Here is a 17,796-nt window from a genome sequence, read left to right on the forward strand (position 1 = left end):
TCGGCCTACTGCTCGGCGAACGCGCGCTCGACGACGAAGTCGCCGGGCGTGGAGGTGTTGCCTTCCTTGAAGCCGCGCTCCTCCAGCAGACGCTTGAGGTCGCGCAGCATGGCCGGGCTGCCGCACAGCATCACGCGGTCCTCGGCGGCGTTGAGCTGCGGCAGTTGCAGGTCGTCGCAGAGCTTGCCGTTCACGATCAGGTCGGGGATGCGGCCCATGTTGCGGTAGGACTCGCGGGTGACCGTGGGGTAGTAGCGCAGCTTGCTGCTGACCAGTTCGCCCAGCACCTCGTGCGCGGGCAGGTGCTCGACCAGCATGTCGTGGTAGGCCAGCTCGTCGACCTGGCGCACACCATGCACCACGATGACCTGGTCGTAGCGGTCGTAGGTGTCAGGATCGCGCACGATGCTCAGAAATGGTGCCAAGCCGGTGCCGGTGCCGAACAGATACAGGCGTTTGCCCGGCAGCAGGTAGTCGGTGACCAGGGTGCCGGTGGGCTTGCGGCCCACGACGATGGGGTCGCCAACTTTGATGTGCTGCAGGCGCGAGGTCAGCGGACCGTCAGGCACCTTGATGGACAAAAACTCCAGATGGTCTTCGTAGTTGGCGCTGGCAATGCTGTAGGCGCGCAGCAGCGGCTTGCCGTTCTCGCCACGCAGGCCAATCATCGTGAAGTGCCCGTTGGAGAACCGCAGCGAGGGGTCACGCGTGGTGGTGAAGCTGAACAGGCGGTCGGTCCAGTGGTGGACGGAGAGGACCTTCTCTTCGTTGAATGCGCTCATGTCGTTCGAACTGCTGCAAGAGTGAAAAACGGCCCGATTTTCCACCAGGCCATGGCTGTTCCTGGCGTCTGCGGCATGCAAGTTGCCGGCCCGGCTGGCTCTCGATCCGCGTGCTTGCGACCGATGCGCTTTTTCTGTAGCATCGGCCGCACTCACGTTAAGTGAATGCTACATGAAACGCCACAGTGCGTCCATCGATCCCCACGATGACGGCGCGGTTGCCGAACCGAAAGAGCCCCATGCTGAACGAGCACACCAAGACCGACGGCCTGCCCGACGCCCCCGACCTCGTGATGCCCCAGGCGCTGGACCGCGCGCGGCCGCGCAACGAGCGCATGGCCAGCGACAAGGTCGAGTGCAATGCCTGCCCCGTGCTGTGCCAGATCGGCCGCGGCCGCACCGGCGCCTGCGACCGCTATGCGAATGAAGAAGGTGTGCTGGTGCGCGTCGACCCGGTGGTGCTGCTGCAAAAGACGCTGGATGCCGAAGCGCTGCTGGTGCCGTTCACGGTGCGTGGCGAGGGCGACGAGGCGGCCCTGGTGCCAGCCTCCTCGGTGTTCGTCACCGGCATCGGCGCCTCCACCACCTACCCCGACTACAAGCCCGCGCCTTTCATCGTCGCCTCCGAAGCCGCCGGCGTGGACATGGTGACCGTGGTCACCGAGGGCATCTTCAGCTACTGCAGCCTGAAGGTGAAGATCGATACCGACCGTTGGCTGGGCCCGGAGCAGGCCAACGTGCGCTGCAAGGGCGAGGTCGTCGGCCACGTGACAACGGCCGAGTACGGCTCGCAGATGCTGTCGCTGGGCGGCGTGCACCACCTCACGGGCGGCAGCAAGAAGGAAGGCCGCGTCACGCTGGAGGTCATGCAGACGCTGGGCAACAAGAAGCCGCTCGAGCTCACCATCGACGGCGGTGCGCAGCTGCAGATCCAGGCCGGCCAGGCGCCCATCGTCAACGGCGTGCTGGAGCAGCGCATGCGCGTCGGCTGCGGCTCGGCCACGGTCGGCATCTTCGCGCGCCAGTTCGCAGGCGTCGCCGACGAGGTCATCGTGGTGGACGACCACATCACCGGCGTGCTGACCGAGCACCAGGCCGGCCGCTGCCTGGACATGAAGCCGGCCGGCATCAAGGTGCGCGGACGCAAGTCGACCCCCGGCCGCTACTTCCAGGTGGCCAATCCCGGCACGGGCTGGGGCGGCACCGACATCGCCGATCCGCTGTCCATCATCGAGACCTGCGAGGCCGATGCGGCCTGGCCCGGCCTGCGCCTGCTGATGGTGTCGACCACCGGCGAGCATGCCGCCTGGTACGTGCTCGACGATGCGCTGGTGCCCCAGCCGCAGCCCATGCCCGAGGCCGTGGCCCAGGTCGTGGCGCGCATCGGCGAGAACTGCGAGCCCTCGCTGACCACCGTGCTGTTCCTGGGCGGCGCCGGCGGCAGCCTGCGCGCGGGCGTCAGCGAGAACCCGGTGCTGCTCACGCAGGCGATCAAGAAATCCGTCGTCAACGTCACCCTGGGTGGCGCGCCAGGCTATGTGTGGCCCGGCGGCGGCATCACGGTCATGGTGGATGTGATGCGCATGCCCGACAACAGCTTCGGCACCGTGCCCACGCCGGCCATCGTGGCGCCGCTGGAGTTCACGATGCCGCTGGCCGAGTACCAACGCCTGGGCGGCCACATGGACCAGGTGCGCTCGCTGGCCGACACGCTCGCCCATGGTGCCTGGCACAACGATGGTGCACCGCGTGCACGCCGCATGCTCGCGCCGGCGCCCGGCAATGGCTGGCCGATCGGACAGCCTCCGCAGCTGGGCTGACAGCGTCCATGGGCCCCACGCGCGACACCCTGCCCGGCGGCCGCGCGCATTTCCAGCATGGGCCGATCGATCTCGTCATCGGCGCCGAGGGCGACGCCGCAGCAGTGGCCTGCGCCCACGAAAGCGCCTGGGCACGTTTCGCCACCGTGCTGATGGAACTCGTGTCCGAACTGCCCACACTGCGCCAGCCCGTTGACGAACGCTGCCCGCTGCAAGGTGTGATTGCACGCCGCATGTGGTCGGCCTGCGCGCCGCACCGCGCACGCTTCATCACTCCCATGGCGGCCGTGGCCGGCGCCGTCGCGCAGGAGATCGCGGCTTGCTACGCGCGCCCCGGCATCGTGCGCGCCTGGGTCAACAACGGCGGCGACATCGCGCTGCACCTCGCGCCTGGTGCCCAGGTCCGGGTAGGTCTGTTCGCCGACCTGGCGCGCTTCGACGGGGCCACGTCGCGCGACGCCCTGCCGACCGATGCGCAGTTCAGCGTGACGGCCGACCTGCCCGTGCGCGGCATCGCCACCAGCGGCTGGCGTGGCCGGAGCTTCTCGCTGGGCATCGCCGACAGCGTGACCGTGCTCGCGCACGAAGCCGCCGCAGCCGACGCTGCCGCCAGCATGGTCGCCAATGCCGTCGATGTGGACGACGCCCGCATCGTGCGGCGGCCGGCCAACACAATCAAGGACGACACCGATCTTGGCGCGCGCCTCGTCACCGTCGATGTGCCGCCACTGCCGCCGGGCTTGGTCGACCATGCGCTGGACGCCGGCCTCGCCCATGCCCAGGCGCTGCGCGCACAAGGCCTGATCTGGCATGCCGCGCTGACCTGCCAGGGCCGGTGGCGCAGCACCAGCGACACGATTGGTGCAGTAATTGCTTAATGAAAGTACCTAAGGCCAACGCCCGCAATCGCCTCCACAATCCGCCCTGACTTCGTAACGCCACGAGCCCGCCATGCCCGCCCTGATCCGCAAACTGATCGTGCAAGTCGATGAAACCCGCCTCGAAATGGGGCAGCCCGTCATGCCGCCCGTGCGCCGTGCGCTGGCCATGGCGGTCATCGTGAATCCCTTCGCCGGCCGCTACGCCCAGAACCTGGACGAGCTCATCGCCATCGGCGAGGAACTGGGCGGCCTGCTCGGCGACAAGTGCGTGGCCGCACTCGGCATCAGGCCCGCCGAGGCCGAGGGCTATGGCAAGGCCGCCATCGTCGGCGAAGCCGGCGAACTCGAACACGCGGCCGCGCTGCTGCATCCCAAGCTCGGCGCGCCGCTGCGCCGCGCGGTGGAGAAGGGCGCGGCCCTGGTCCCGTCGAGCAAGAAGATGGGCGGCATGGGCTGTGCGATCGACGTGCCACTGGGCCACAAGGATGCGGCCTTCGTGCGCAGCCATTTCGATGCCATTGAGGCGCGCGTGTCCGATGCACCGCGCGCCAATGAGATCGTGGTCGCCGTAGCCGTCACGGTCGGCGGCCGGCCGCTGCCGCGCGTTGGCGGCCTGCAGGCGTCCGAGATCGAAGGCAAGGACGGCCTGCGTTGATTCAGTTTCCATCGTTCCCAAGGAGTCTCTCGATGAAGTCCATGCGTCCTGTGTTCAGCGCAGCCTCGGCCCTTGCGCTGGCCGCCCTCATTCCCGCGCACGCCCAGGGCGTGATCAAGATCGGCGAGATCAACAGCTACAAGGCCCAGCCAGCGTTTCTGGAGCCCTACAAGAAGGGCATGGAACTGGCCGTGGACGAGATCAACGCGGCCGGTGGCGTGAACGGCAAGAAGATCGAGCTCATCATGCGCGACGACAACGGCAGCCCCGGCGACACCGTGCGCATGGCCGAGGAACTGGTCTCGCGCGAAAAGGTCGACATCCTGGCCGGCGCCTTCCTGTCGAACACCGGCCTGGCGCTGGCCGACTTCGCCAAACAGAAGAAGTTCTTCTACCTGGCCGGCGAGCCGCTCACCGACAAGATGACCTGGCAGGGCGGCAACCAGTACACCTTCCGCCTGCGCCCCGGCACCTACATGCAGGCCGCGATGCTGGTGCCCGAGGCGGCCAAGCTCAAGAAGAAGCGCTGGGCCATCGTCTACCCCAACTACGAGTACGGCCAGTCGGCCACGGCCGCGTTCAAGCAGCTGCTCAAGGCCGCGCAGCCCGATGTGGAGTTCGTCGCCGAGCAGGCCACGCCGCTGGGCAAGGTCGACGCGGGCAGCGTGGCGCAGGCCCTGGCCGATGCCAAGCCCGACGCCATCTTCAACGTGCTGTTCGGCGCCGACCTGACCAAGTTCGTGCGCGAGGGCAACACGCGCGGCCTGTTCAAGGACCGCACGGTGGTGAGCGTGCTGACCGGCGAGCCCGAGTACCTGGACCCGCTGAAGGACGAAGCCCCTGACGGCTGGATCGTCACCGGCTACCCCTGGTACTCGATCAAGACGCCCGAGCACGCCGCCTTCGAGAAGGCCTACCAGGCCAAGTTCAAGGACTACCCGCGCCTGGGCTCGGTGGTGGGCTACAGCATGATCAAGTCGGCCGCAGTGGGCATCGCCAAGGCTAAGAGCACCGAGACCGACAAGCTGGTCGCCGCCTTCAAGGGCCTGCAGGTCGATTCGCCGTTCGGCAAGATCACCTACCGCGCCGAAGACCACCAGTCGACCATGGGCGCCTACGTGGGCCGCACCAAGAACGACGGCGGCAAGGGCGTGATGGTGGACTACGTCTACCTCGATGGCGCCGATGCACGCTTCCAGCCTTCGGCCGCCGACGTCAAGAAGTCGCGCGCGACGGACTGATGCGCCGGGCTGCGGTGCCATCCGCACCGCAGCTCGTTCCCCCTCCCCCGCAGCGGCGCGCTGCCAGCAGAAGAATCCCCCATGAGCTTTTCCGGACTGATCGTCCAACTCCTCAACGGACTGGCCTCGGCGTCGTCGCTGTTCCTGGTCGCGGCCGGGCTGTCGCTGATCTTCGGCGTCACGCGCATCGTCAACTTCGCGCACGGCTCCTTCTTCATGGTGGGCATCTACACGGCCTACACGCTGGTGGACCGGTTCGGCAGCACGCTGGGCTTTTGGCCGTCGCTGGTGCTGGCGGCCATTGCGGTCGGCGTGCTGGGCGCCATCGTCGAGGTCGTGCTGCTGCGCCGCATCTACAAGGCACCCGAGCTGTTCCAGCTGCTGGCCACCTTCGCGCTGGTGCTGGTCATCAAGGACGCCTCGCTCTGGCTCTGGGGCCCTGACGAACTGCTGGGCCCGCGCGCACCGGGCCTGCGCGGCTCGGTCGAGATCCTGGGCCGGCAGTTCCCGAGCTACGACCTGTTCCTGATCGCCATTGGCCCCATCGTGCTCGGCGCGGTCTGGCTGCTGCTCACGCGCACGCGCTTCGGCACGCTGGTGCGCGCCGCCACGCAAGACCGCGAGATGGTCAGCGCGCTGGGCGTGAACCAGGCCTGGCTGTTCACGGCCGTCTTCGCGCTAGGCGCATTGCTGGCCGGCCTGGGCGGTGCGCTGCAATTGCCGCGCGAGCCCGCCACGCTGGAGATGGACCTGCACACCATCGGCGCGGCCTTCGTGGTCGTGGTGGTAGGCGGCATGGGTTCGCTGCCGGGTGCCTACCTGGCGGCCCTGCTGGTGGCCGAACTCAAAGCCGTCTGCATCTGGCTGGGCGTGGTCGACATTCTGGGCGTCAGCGTGTCGTTCTCCAAGCTCACGCTGATGGTGGACTTCCTCGTGATGGCCGCCGTGCTGGTCTGGCGCCCCTGGGGCCTGCTGGGCAGGCCGCAGGCGCCCAGCCGCTACGTGGGCATGCCCGAGGCGCCGCTGCGCCAGCCCGGCAAGGCCTACCTGGTGGCCGCCGCCGTGTTCGGCCTGCTGCTGGCCGCCGCGCCCTTGCTCACGGCGCAGTCGCCCTACTTCACCGTGCTGCTGATCGACCTCTTGATCGCCGCGCTGTTCGCCACCAGCCTGCACTTCATCATGGGGCCGGCCGGCATGCATTCCTTCGGCCACGCGGCCTACTTCGGCCTGGGCGCCTATGCGGCCGCACTGCTGGTGCGTACGAGCGGCATGCCGATGGAACTCGCGCTCGTGGTCGCCCCGCTGTTCGCCGCGCTCGGCGCCTTCGTCTACGGCTGGTTCGCCGTGCGGCTGTCGGGCGTGTACCTGGCCATGCTCACGCTGGCTTTCGCGCAGATCACCTGGGCCATCACCTACCAGTGGGACACGTTCACGGGCGGCAGCAACGGGCTCACGGGCGTGTGGCCCTCGGCCGCGTTCGCCGACAAGCGCATGTACTACTGGCTCACGCTGGTGCTCGTGGGCCTGGGCGTGTGGTGGCTGCGCCGCGTGCTGTTCTCGCCCTTCGGCTACGCGCTGCGCGCGGGCCGCGACTCGGTGCTGCGCGCCGACGCCATCGGCATCGACGTGAAGCGCATGCAGTGGATGGCCTTCATCGTGGCCGGCACTGTCGCGGGCCTGGCCGGCGCGCTGTTCGCCTTCTCCAAGGGCAGCATCTCGCCCGAATCCATGAACGTGACCAAGTCCATCGACGGCCTGGTCATGGTGCTGCTGGGCGGCATCCAGACGCTCGCCGGCCCCGTCGTCGGCGCCGTCACCTTCACCTGGCTGCACGACACCGTGGCACGCAACACCGACTACTGGCGCGCCATGCTGGGCGGCATCATCTTGCTGCTGGTGCTGCTGTTCCCGCAGGGCATCGCGGGCTTTGCCAAGCAACTGTTCGAACGCAAGGCAAAACCATGAGCCTCCTCAAAGTCACCCATCTCGGCAAGTCCTTCGGCGGTGTGAAGGCCGTGGACGGCATCGATTTCGAACTCAACGCGGGCGAACTGCTGGCGCTGATCGGCCCCAACGGCGCCGGCAAGACCACCACCTTCAACATGGTCAACGGCCAGCTCAAGGCCGACCAGGGCTCGATCCAGCTCGCCGGCACCGAGCTCGTGGGCAAGAAGCCGCGCGAGATCTGGCGCCAGGGCGTGGGCCGCACCTTCCAGATCGCCGAGACCTTCGCCTCGCTGACCGTGGTCGAGAACGTGCAGATGGCGCTGCTCTCGCACGACGGCAAGCTGTTCAGCATGTGGCGACGCGCGGCCGACCACCGGCGCGACAAGGCGCTGGAGCTGCTGGCCCAGGTCGGCATGCAGGCCCAGGCCGACCGGCCCTGCAGCGAGCTGGCCTATGGCGACGTGAAGCGCGTGGAGCTGGCCATCGCCATGGCCAACGACCCCAAGCTCTTGCTCATGGACGAGCCCACGGCGGGCATGGCACCCAAGGAGCGCAACGACCTCATGGCGCTGACCAAGCAGCTCGTGATCGACCGCGGCATGGCCGTGCTGTTCACCGAGCACAGCATGGACGTGGTGTTCGCCTACGCCGACCGCATGATCGTGCTGGCCCGCGGCCGGCTCATCGCGCAGGGCAAACCGCTGGAGATCCGCGACCATCCCAAGGTGCAGGAGGTCTACTTCGGCACCGGCAAGACTTTTGAGAAGGAAAAGGCCCTCGCATGACGACCTTGCTCGAAGCCAAGGGCCTACGCGCCTGGTACGGCGCCGCGCAGATCCTGTACGACGTGAACCTCACGGTGCGCCGCGGCGAGGTGGTGGCACTCATGGGCCGCAACGGCGCGGGCAAGTCCACCACGCTCAAGACCATCATGGGCATGCTGGCCAAGCGCGCCGGCAGCATCCATTTTCTGGACCACGACATCTCGCGCACCGAGCCGCACCATGCCTCGCGCCTGGGGCTGGGCTTCGTGCCGGAAGACCGCCGCGTGTTCACCGACCTCACCGTCATGGAGAACCTGGAGGTCGGCAAGCAGCCCGCACGCCGCTGGGCCGACGGCACGGACGCGCCTCTGTGGACCCCCGAGAAGCTGTTCAAGCTGTTCCCCAACCTGGGCGAGATGCCGAACCGCCCCGGCGGCCGCATGAGCGGTGGCGAGCAGCAGATGCTGACGGTGGCGCGCACCTTGATGGGCAACCCCTACTTGGTGCTGCTGGACGAGCCGTCCGAAGGCGTGGCGCCCGTCATCGTCGAGCAGATGGCGCACATGATCCTGGCGCTCAAAGCGCAGGGCGTGTCCATCCTGCTGTCCGAGCAGAACATGCATTTCGCTGAACTCGTGAGCGACCGCGCCTACGTGCTGGAGAAGGGGCAGATCCGCTTCGAGGGCACGATGGCCGAACTCGCCGCCAATGAAGAGGTGCGCCGCGCGTACCTCAGCGTCTGATTTGTTCCACGACCGGGAGCTTTCCATGCAACGCAGAACCGTCCTCCATTCCGCCGCCGCGCTGGGCCTCTTCGCACTGGCGCCGCCGCTGTTCGCCGCCGGCAAGCTCAAGCCCGGCGCCCATGCCGCGCTGATCGTGGTCGATGTGCAGAACTGTTTCATCGACGGCGGCACGCTGCCCGTCAAAGGTGGCGCCGAGGTCGTGCCCGTCATCAACAAGCTGTCGACCGCGTTCCAGAACATCGTGGTCACGCAGGACTGGCACACGCAGGGCCATGCCTCCTTCGCCAGCGCGCACGGCAGCAAGAAGCCCTTCGACAGCATCAAGCTCAACTATGGCAACCAGGTGCTGTGGCCCGACCACTGCGTGCAGGGCACGGATGACGCGGCGCTGCACAAGGACTTGAAGCTGCCCACCACGCAACTCATCATCCGCAAGGGCTACAACAAGGGCGTGGACAGCTACTCCGCCTTCCAGGAAGCCGACCGCAAGACCGTGACGGGCCTGGCCGGCTACCTCAAGGCGCGCGGCATCAAGACCGTCTACATCACGGGCCTGGCCACCGACTTCTGCGTGGCCTGGACGGCGCTGGACGCGCGCAAGGCCGGCTTCGAGGCCTACGTGATCGAAGACGCCACGCGCGCCATCGACCTCAACGGCTCGCTGGCCGCGGCCTGGAAGCAGATGGCGGCGCAGGGCGTCAAGCGCATCCAGTCGGGCGACGTGGAAGGCGCGTGACCTCTGGTTTCTCGCTTCACGTCAACGGCAGCGCGCGGCAATTCGACGTCCCGCGCCAGACCACGCTGCTGCAGCTGCTGCGCAACGACTGCGGCCTGAACGGCCCCAAGTACGGTTGCGGCCTGGGCCAGTGCGGCAGCTGCACGGTGCTGGTGGACGGCGTGGCTGCGCGCAGCTGCGTGGTCCCGGCCCACGGCATGGCCGGCCGCCACATCACCACGCTGGAAGGCCTGGGCACGCGCGAGGCGCCGCACCCGGTGCAACAAGCCTTCATCGACGCGCAGGCCACGCAGTGCGGCTATTGCCTGAACGGCATGGTCATGACCACGGTCGCGCTGCTGCAGCGCGTGCCCCACCCCACCGAGGCGCAGGCGCGCGCCGAGCTGTCGCACAACCTGTGCCGCTGCGGCACGCACCTGGAGATCCTGGACGCGGTGCAGCGCGCGGCCCAGTTGAGCGCCGAGGCGGCAGGCTGATGCGTGCAGAAGGCGGGGACCTGTCGCGCGCTGCACTGCGTGCCGCGCCCGGCGTGCTGCTGGTGCTGCGCGACGTGCCGCCGCCGCCCGCGCCCTCGCCCGGCCAGCCGCCGGCCGTGGCCGGCAACCCGGCCGAGGGCCCGGAGGTGTTGCTGGCCGTCTGGGACGACGGCAGCGTCACGGGCTTCGCCGGCCATGTGGACCTGGGCACCGGCCTGCGCACGGCGCTGACGCAGATCGTCGCGGAAGAGCTGGACCTGTCGCCGGATCAAGTCCGCATGGTCATGGGCAGCACGGCCAGCGCGCCGAACCAGGGCGCGACGATCGCCAGCGCCTCGATCCAGATCCACGCCCTGCCGCTGCGCCAAGCCGCGGCCCAGGCGCGTGCCTGGCTGCGGGCGAATGCGTTGGACGGCCGGCATGTCGAGCTGATGCTGGACCCGCTGGTGGCGATCAAACCCATGGCCGACTACCGCCTCGTCGGCCAGTCCACGCCGCGCGTGGACATCCCGGCCAAAGTGCATGGCGAACTCGTGTTCGTGCACGACATGCGCGTGCCCGGCATGCTGCACGGCCGCGTCGTGCGCCCGCCCTACGCGGGGCTGGACGCGGGCGAGTTCGTCGGCAACACGCTGGAGGCAGTGGACGAAGCCTCCATCGCCCACATCGCCGGCATCGTGGCCGTGGTCGTGCAGCGCGACTTCGTGGGCGTGGTCGCCGAGCGCGAGGACCAGGCCGAGGCCGCCATGGCGGCACTCACCGTGCGCTGGAAACCCTGGCCCGGCATGGCCGGCGTGGACCGCACCGAGCAGGCCCTGCGCGCCAACTCGTCCACGCGCCGGCTGCTGCTGGAGCAGGGCCAGGTGGACCAGGCCATCGCCGGTGCCGACCAGCACATGTTGCGCACCTACGTCTGGCCCTACCAGATGCACGCGTCCATCGGCCCGTCCTGCGCGCTGGCCGACTGGCACGGCGAGCAGGCCGAAGGGCCGGTCGCCACCGTCTGGGCCGGCACGCAGAGCCCGCATGTGCTGCGCGCCGACCTGGCGCTGCTGACGGGTGTGCCGGACGCGCGCATCGACCTCGTGCGCATGGAGGCGGCCGGCTGCTACGGCCGCAACGGCGCCGACGATGTGGCGGCCGACGCGCTGCTGCTCGCGCGTGCGGTCGGCAAGCCCGTGCGCGTGCAGCTCACGCGCGCGCAGGAGAACGCCTGGGAGCCCAAGGGCGCGGCGCAGCTCATGCAGGTGGACGGCGGGCTGAACGCCGACGGCTCGCCCGCCGCCTACGACTTCCAGACCTCCTACCCCAGCAATGGCGCGCCCACGCTGGCGCTGCTGCTCACGCGCACGGTCGAGCCTGTCTCCAAGGCTTTCGAAATGGGGGACCGCACGGCCGTCCCTCCCTATGCCTACGAACACCTGCGCGTGGCCGCGAATGACATGGCGCCCATGCTGCGCGCGTCGTGGCTGCGCGGCGTGTCGGCGCTTCCGAACTCGTTCGCGCACGAGTCCTACATCGACGAGCTGGCGACGGCGGCCGGCGTGGACCCGGTGGCCTACCGGCTGCAGTACCTGAAAGACGCACGCGCCGCCGAACTCGTGCGCGCGACAGCCGACAAGGCGGGCTGGCAAGCGCACACCGCACCGCAACAGCAACCGGCCGAAGGCGACATCCTCAAAGGCCAGGGCTTCGCCTACGCGCGCTACATCCACAGCAAGTTCCCCGGCTTCGGCGCGGCCTGGGCAGCGTGGGTGGCCGATGTGGAAGTGAACCAGCGCACGGGCGAGGTCCATGTGAGCCGCATCGTCGTGGGCCACGACGCAGGGCTGATGGTCAACCCGGCCGGCGTGCAGCACCAGGTGCACGGCAACGTGCTGCAGACCACGAGCCGGGCGCTGAAGGAGCGCGTCGAGGTCGAGCCGACTACGGGCATCACGCTGAACCGCGAATGGGGCAGCTACCCGATCCTGAGCTTTCGCGAGGTGCCCGTCGTCGAGGTGATGCTGATGCCGCGGCCCGGCGAGGCGCCGCTGGGCGCGGGCGAGTCGGCCTCGGTGCCGGGCACGGCGGCGATCGCGAACGCGATCTTCGATGCGACGGGCGTGCGGTTTCGGGAGCCGCCGTTCACGCCGGAGGTGGTCCGCGCAGGGCTGGGCTTACTCCCTCTCCCCTCTGGGGAGAGGGCTGGGGTGAGGGGCGGCGGCGGTGGATACGGCGATGGTGCCGCGAACGCCGCGCACCCTCACCCCAACCGTCTCCCAGAGGGAGAGGGAGCCAGATGGCCGCGTCGGCGCAAGCCGGTGTGGGCGACCGCGTTGGCCTTCGTGCTCGGTGGCGTGGCGACAGTCGCCGGCCTCGCTGGCTGGCGCAGCGAGATCGCCCCAGTCGCACGCCCGGCCGCCGCCACCTACAGCGCCGCCACCATCGAACGCGGCCGCCTGCTGGCCGCGGCCGGCGACTGCGTGGTCTGCCACACCGCCCCCGGGGGCCTGGCCAACACCGGCGGCCGCGCCATGGACACGCCCTTCGGCACCGTCTACACGACCAACCTCACGCCAGACCCCGACACCGGCCTCGGCCGCTGGTCGCTCGCCGCCTTCCAGCGTGCGATGCGCGAAGGCATCTCGCGCGACGGCCGCCACCTGTACCCGGCCTTCCCGTACACCGCGTTCACGAAGATGACGGAAGAGGACCTGACCGCGGTCTACGCCTACCTCATGGCGCAGCCCGCCGTGGCGCACCAGCCGCCGGTGACGCAGCTGCCCTTCCCGTTCGGTCTGCGCCCGCTGCTGGCCGGCTGGAATGCGCTGTATCTGGACCAAGGCCCTGTAGCCACCGAACCAACGCAGACACCTGAATGGAACCGCGGCGCCTACCTGGTCAACAGCGTGGGCCACTGCAGCGCCTGCCACACGCCGCGCAATGCGCTGGGCGCCGAGCGAGGCGGCAGTGCCTTCCTGTCAGGTGCGGTGATCGATGGCTGGGAAGCGCCCGCCCTGACCGCGCTGTCCAAAGCCCCCGTGCCCTGGACGCAACAGGCCTTCTACGACTACCTGCGCCACGGCCACAGCCGCGAGCACGGCGCGGCCAACGGCCCGATGGCGCCCGTGGTGCAGGAACTGGCCGCGCTGCCGGATGCCGACATCCAGGCCATGGCCACCTACCTGGCCTCGTTGAACCCCGCACGCGCCCCCCAACCCGTGACAGCGGCAGCGGCGTTGCCCAGCCCCACGCAGCGCCTGTTCGAGAACGCCTGCGGCGCCTGCCACCACGACGGCGATGGCCCCAAGCTGCTGGGCCTGAACCTGCCGCTGGCCCTGTCCACCAAGCTGCACAGCGACCGGCCCGACAACCTGCTGCGCGTGCTGCTGGAAGGCGTGCGCGAGGCCGCCGGCCCTGAGGTCGGCTTCATGCCGGCCTTTGCCGACAACCTGTCGGACGCGCAGATTGCCGAACTCGCCGGCTACCTGCGCAGCCGCTACGCGCCCAGCCGGCCGGCCTGGCAGGGCCTGCAGCAACGTGCCGCCGCGTTGCGCGCGACGCCCACGCACGCGGCACACTGAAGTTCAGCCCTGCGGCATGTCCAGCGCCGCGACGGCCGGCATCAGCCGCTGCACGCTGGCCAGCGGCTGGCGCGCGCCAGCCGGGGCCAGCGGCGCCAGTGCGTTCAGCGTCTCGGACGACAGCGGCCCGACCACGCGCCCCAGGTCGCCGAAGCGCAGGCCCTGGCGCACGAGGAAGGCCACATAGGTGTGGCGCAGGCTCTCAGGCGTGACCGACTGCGGCTGCTCCAGCGCGGCGTCGAAGGCGCTGGACGTGACGGCGCTGGCGATGTCGGCCGCGCTCAAGGCCCTGCCGGAGACGGAAGGCAGCAGCGGCAGGTCTTTCACGTCCGGGTCGCCGCTGGCCTGCAGCGCGGCCAGCGGCCCCAGCAGCGGCAACACACGCGCGCCTTCGCCCGGCACCCTCAGGCTGGCGCCAGACGCATCCACGTCGCCCACCTTGAGCGCCGCGACCTCGTCGGCCGACAGCCCGCACAGCAGGCACACCAGCACGAACAGATGCTCGGGCGCCGACGCAGCCAGCAGCTGGTGCACCTCGCGCTGCTCCAGCTCGCGCGGCAGGCCCTGGGCCAGCAGCGCCATGGGCGCGCCGGCTGCCGGCTGGTAGCCCACGCCCTGCGGGCTGGCACCGGCCTCCAGCGCCGGCCCGGGCGGGTAAGACTGCACCCAGGGTTGTGAGATCACGACGGCCGACGGCCCGGCCACGACGGGCTCGGGCCGGTTGAAGAACTCGACGAACCAGACCGCCAGGAAGCCCAGCAACAGCGAGCCGGCCAGCGCGATGCCCGCGTCGCGAGCATAGAGCGGGCGCCAGGCCGACTCGGGCACGGCCGCCGGCTCGACCACCAGCAGGCGCGGTTTGCGCTCGGTGACCGTGGCCTCCAGCGCCAGCGCACGCTGGCGCGCGGTCTGGCGCATCTGCTCCAGGCCCTTGAGGTCCTCCTCCATGGCCTTGAACTCGGCGAAATTGCGCGTGAAGACCTGCGCGCTCTGGCGGTCCTCGCCCAGCTGCTGCTGCAGCCGACGCGCGGCAGCCCGGGCGCTGGCCAGCTCCTCGCGCGCGTCGGCCAGCGCGTTCTGGTGGCCCTTGGCGCGCTCGGACTCCAGCTGCTGCTCCAGGTTGGTGATGCGGGTCTTGGCGGCCTTGGCGACCGGGTCCATGTCCAGGTATTGCGGCGTGTACTGGCGCTCCAGCGCGCGGTATTCCTCGCGCATCTGGGATAGGCGGGCCTCCATGTTGGCCACCGTTGGGTTGTCCTTGGCCGCGGGCGAGCGCGTGCCGGCGGCGGCGGCCTGCTCCAGCGCGCGCACGCGGCCCTCGGCGGCGGCCTCGCGCTCGTCGTTCTTGGCGACCGAGGCGCCCAGCCCCTTGAGGCGCGCCAGCGTCTGGTTCTCGTCGCGCTCGGCCGAGACGATGGACGAGCGGGCGCGGAAGTCCTCCATCGCCTTGCGGCGCGTGGCCACGCGCTCGTCCATCACGCGCAGGGCCTCGCGCGCATCGGCCAGCTGCTGGCCGCTGGTGGTGTCGCCGTCGCTGGCCTGCTGTTCGCGGTAGGCCTCGATCACCGCGTTCACGAGCCGGGCCACCGCCTGGCGGTCCGGGCCACGGGCCTCGATCTGGACGACGTTGGTGCCGGCCACGGGCTGCAAGCTCAGCATGTCCTGCAGGCCCAGCACGGCCTCGTCCATGTTCGCGGGCGCCGTGCCGCCGGCCAGGCGGGTGGCCACCTTCTCCAGCAGCGGGCGGCTGCTGAAGATCTGCAGCTCGACCATGAAATCCTGCGTGCCGTCGCGCGCGCCCGAGGACGCCACCGAGGGTGCGATGGCGGAGGGTGTGATCTGCACGCGCGCATCGGCCCGGTAGACCGCCGGCCGCAGGAAGTTGTAGGCCAGGCTCACGATGGCACAGAGCAGGAACACGCCGCAGAACACCATCAGGCGCCGCCGCATGGCCTGGCTGCGGCCGGGGGGCGTGGGGTCGATCAGCGGTGGCCCGCCGCCCGGAAAGGCCCGGAAGCTGGCCCCATGCAGGCGCTGGGGGCCGTCAGTCTCATGAGGGGGCACGGAAACCTCGCGATGCTCGAAGTCTGGGCGCCGGCTGAGCCGGCCGCCGCCGACGGGGGACCGACTATAGAGGCGTCGGCGGTGCCCGGGAAGTCGACCCGGCCGCAGGCGCAGGCAAATGCAGGCTCCAAAAAGCCAACAAAAGAAACAAAAAGGCGATCCTGGGCACGTCCATGACACTGCTGACCAGGCCCAGTGCGCAGCCACTGGCCAACGCGGCGGCCAGGTAGGGCGCGGCCTGCGCCTCGCGGGCGGCGCCGAACACCAGCCGCCACCAGGCCATGGCCACCAGCGCGGCGAGCAGCGCCAGCCCGACGGCGCCGCGCTCGATCAGGGTCTCCAGGTACAGATTGTCGATGTGCCAGGGCAGGAAATAGGCGCGCACCACTGGAAACCAGTGCGCCAGGCCGGACTCGAAGCCGCCGTTGTCCAGCAGCTCGGTCGGCGTGCCGGCGCTCAGGCGCAGGTTGTCGATGTCGATGGCGGTGCCGGGCCAGGTCACGGCCAGCGACAGCACGACCAGCCGGGGCGCGAGGCGCGGGCCACCGGTGATGGACGGGCCGGCAAGCTCCAGTTCGACCCGCTGCCAGGTCGAACCGGCCCGCCCGCGCTGCACTAGGTCGCGGTACTGGCAGTCGGCCGCGTACAGCAGGTGCCGCTCGCAGACCTGGATGCGCAGGCGCGTCGTGCGCGGGGCCCGCACATCCAGCGCCACGCGGTAGGGCACGCCCGGCACGGCCTCGACCTGCTGCGTCAGCGCGTAGCGGCCGGCCAGCTGCAGCCGCGTGGCCGGGCCGTACAGGCGCAGGAACCGGCCTGGCGCCTCGGGCGGCTCGCTGTGCCGCAGCTCGGCCGCGCCCGGCAGTTCGCCGGTGCGGCCCAGCGCGGCATAGCGCGCCGGCAGCCGCCCCAGCCCGACGCCCCCCAGCCAGTCGGCAGGCGACTGCAGCACGGCGAGCCCGCGCGTCCAGTGGGCCCAGCGGCTGCCGAAGTCGTTGTCCATGTCGCCCAGGCGCCCGACCAGGAAGCTGCTGACCAGGGCCATGCCCGCCACCTCCAGCACCAGTGCCACGCGCAGCCAGGCATTGGCCCGTGCGCGCCAGGGCGGTGGCGGCGGCTGCGGCACGGCGCGCTGGCGCCGCACCAGCACGGCGGCCACGGCAAGGCCGCCCAGCACCGCGCCATACACCCCGCGCGCGAAGGTCGTCAGGCAGACGTAGGCGAGGACCTGGGCCAGCAGCGCCGCCGCGGCCCAGGCCCAGGGCCGGCGGGCCGCCACGACAGCCCAGACCGCGAATGGCACGGACAGGGCCAGGAACGCATCGATGGCCGCGCCGCCCACATGCATGTCCCAGAACAGGCCGGTCGTGCGGTAGTCGTCGGCCAGGTTGAACAGCCCGGGAAACGCGGCACGCTCCCAGAGCACGGCGCCCACCAGCCCCACCAGGGCCGCCACCATGCCGGCATGCAGCAGGCGCTGCGCCGGGCCCGGCGCGGCTGCCAAGGCCGCGCGCAGCAAAGGCAGCGCCAGCAGCACGAATGCCATGCCTTTGCCCACGCGCAGCGTGTTGGCCCAGCCCGTGTAGGCCTCGGGCGGCACGGCCCGGGCGGCCTGCGCATCGGCCCAGCCCAGGGCCAGCCCCAGCAGCAACCAGACCCACAGCACGGCCACCAGCCAGGCCATCGGCCGTGGCCAGGCAGGCTGCGCCACGGGCCACAGCGCCAGCCGCAGATGGCCGGCCGCCAGCGCCGCGAGTACCAGCAGGTCGAATTCCTGGGCCGCGATCCAGCCCGTCCACGGCGCCAGCGCCAGCACCGGCACCGCCGCGGGCACCACCAGCAGCCAGGCATGGGGCCAGCGCAGCGCGACCAGCAGCCACACCGTGCAAGCGGCCAGCGCCAGCCCCGGTGCCAGCGGATGGTTCACGGCCAGCCAGGCCCCGGCCAGCGCGCAGGCCAGCGCCAGCAGCAGGCCCAGCAGGCGCCGGGGCGCGCCGGCACTCATCGCACGCTCCTGGGCGCGGGCCACCGGCGGAATCGGGACAATTTCAGTTTTGTGAGCAAAAGATGGCGCGCATCATAGGCGTCGGCTGCAAATTGCTGCACTGCCGCAATTGC

Annotated in this window: 13 protein-coding genes; 10 read left to right on the plus strand and 3 right to left on the minus strand. The window is 70.2% G+C overall.

Annotated elements, in window-relative coordinates; translation table 11 throughout:
• Positions 1 to 5 precede the first annotated feature (5 nt).
• Entirely contained in the window at positions 6 to 782 is a 777-nt protein-coding gene (locus ASF43_RS04370; protein ID WP_056177093.1) for a ferredoxin--NADP reductase, read from the minus strand.
• Positions 783 to 1,024: 242 nt separating this feature from the next.
• Between ASF43_RS04370 and ASF43_RS04375 the strand changes: the two genes are divergently transcribed.
• The 10 genes from ASF43_RS04375 to ASF43_RS04420 all read left to right on the plus strand — a co-directional run bounded on the left by ASF43_RS04375 (position 1,025) and on the right by ASF43_RS04420 (position 13,614).
• Positions 1,025 to 2,602, plus strand: a complete 1,578-nt coding sequence (locus tag ASF43_RS04375; RefSeq protein WP_056178101.1) for a hypothetical protein — start codon at positions 1,025 to 1,027, stop codon at positions 2,600 to 2,602.
• Positions 2,603 to 2,610: 8 nt separating this feature from the next.
• Positions 2,611 to 3,480 carry a UPF0280 family protein gene (locus tag ASF43_RS04380; RefSeq protein ID WP_056177095.1) on the plus strand — a complete coding sequence of 290 codons (870 nt, stop codon included), beginning with the start codon at positions 2,611 to 2,613 and terminating at the stop codon, positions 3,478 to 3,480.
• Between the two features lie 73 nt (positions 3,481 to 3,553).
• Complete coding sequence (locus tag ASF43_RS04385) at positions 3,554 to 4,138, plus strand: amino acid synthesis family protein (protein WP_056177096.1); 585 nt, start codon at positions 3,554 to 3,556, stop codon at positions 4,136 to 4,138.
• Between the two features lie 32 nt (positions 4,139 to 4,170).
• Positions 4,171 to 5,379, plus strand: coding sequence for an ABC transporter substrate-binding protein (locus tag ASF43_RS04390; RefSeq protein WP_056177099.1), 1,209 nt, complete (start codon positions 4,171 to 4,173; stop codon positions 5,377 to 5,379).
• 81 nt (positions 5,380 to 5,460) lie between these two features.
• A complete protein-coding gene (locus ASF43_RS04395; protein WP_056177101.1) occupies positions 5,461 to 7,344 on the plus strand; it encodes an ABC transporter permease in 1,884 nt (627 codons plus the stop codon).
• Complete coding sequence (locus tag ASF43_RS04400; protein WP_056177103.1) at positions 7,341 to 8,111, plus strand: ABC transporter ATP-binding protein; 771 nt, start codon at positions 7,341 to 7,343, stop codon at positions 8,109 to 8,111. Before ASF43_RS04395 ends, ASF43_RS04400 begins: the two co-directional genes overlap by 4 nt.
• On the plus strand, positions 8,108 to 8,833 hold the full coding sequence (locus ASF43_RS04405) for an ABC transporter ATP-binding protein (protein WP_056177105.1): 726 nt from the start codon (positions 8,108 to 8,110) through the stop codon (positions 8,831 to 8,833). The genes ASF43_RS04400 and ASF43_RS04405 overlap by 4 nt, the downstream gene beginning before the upstream one ends.
• A gap of 25 nt (positions 8,834 to 8,858) precedes the next feature.
• Positions 8,859 to 9,572 (plus strand): bifunctional nicotinamidase/pyrazinamidase, encoded by a 714-nt coding sequence (gene pncA, locus ASF43_RS04410; protein ID WP_056178103.1) that lies wholly within the window; start codon positions 8,859 to 8,861, stop codon positions 9,570 to 9,572.
• Positions 9,569 to 10,048 (plus strand): (2Fe-2S)-binding protein, encoded by a 480-nt coding sequence (locus ASF43_RS04415; protein WP_056177107.1) that lies wholly within the window; start codon positions 9,569 to 9,571, stop codon positions 10,046 to 10,048. The genes pncA and ASF43_RS04415 overlap by 4 nt, the downstream gene beginning before the upstream one ends.
• Positions 10,048 to 13,614, plus strand: a complete 3,567-nt coding sequence (locus ASF43_RS04420; protein ID WP_056177109.1) for a molybdopterin cofactor-binding domain-containing protein — start codon at positions 10,048 to 10,050, stop codon at positions 13,612 to 13,614. Before ASF43_RS04415 ends, ASF43_RS04420 begins: the two co-directional genes overlap by 1 nt.
• Positions 13,615 to 13,617: 3 nt before the next feature.
• On the opposite strand, the gene ASF43_RS04425 is transcribed toward ASF43_RS04420, so the two are convergent.
• A complete protein-coding gene (locus tag ASF43_RS04425; protein WP_156373125.1) occupies positions 13,618 to 15,678 on the minus strand; it encodes a Wzz/FepE/Etk N-terminal domain-containing protein in 2,061 nt (686 codons plus the stop codon).
• Between the two features lie 64 nt (positions 15,679 to 15,742).
• Positions 15,743 to 17,683 (minus strand): hypothetical protein, encoded by a 1,941-nt coding sequence (locus ASF43_RS32100; protein WP_056177112.1) that lies wholly within the window; start codon positions 17,681 to 17,683, stop codon positions 15,743 to 15,745.
• Positions 17,684 to 17,796: the final 113 nt, after the last annotated feature.

This window comes from Pseudorhodoferax sp. Leaf267 (assembly GCF_001422405.1).
In the GTDB taxonomy this organism is placed as follows: Bacteria; Pseudomonadota; Gammaproteobacteria; order Burkholderiales; family Burkholderiaceae_C; genus Pseudorhodoferax.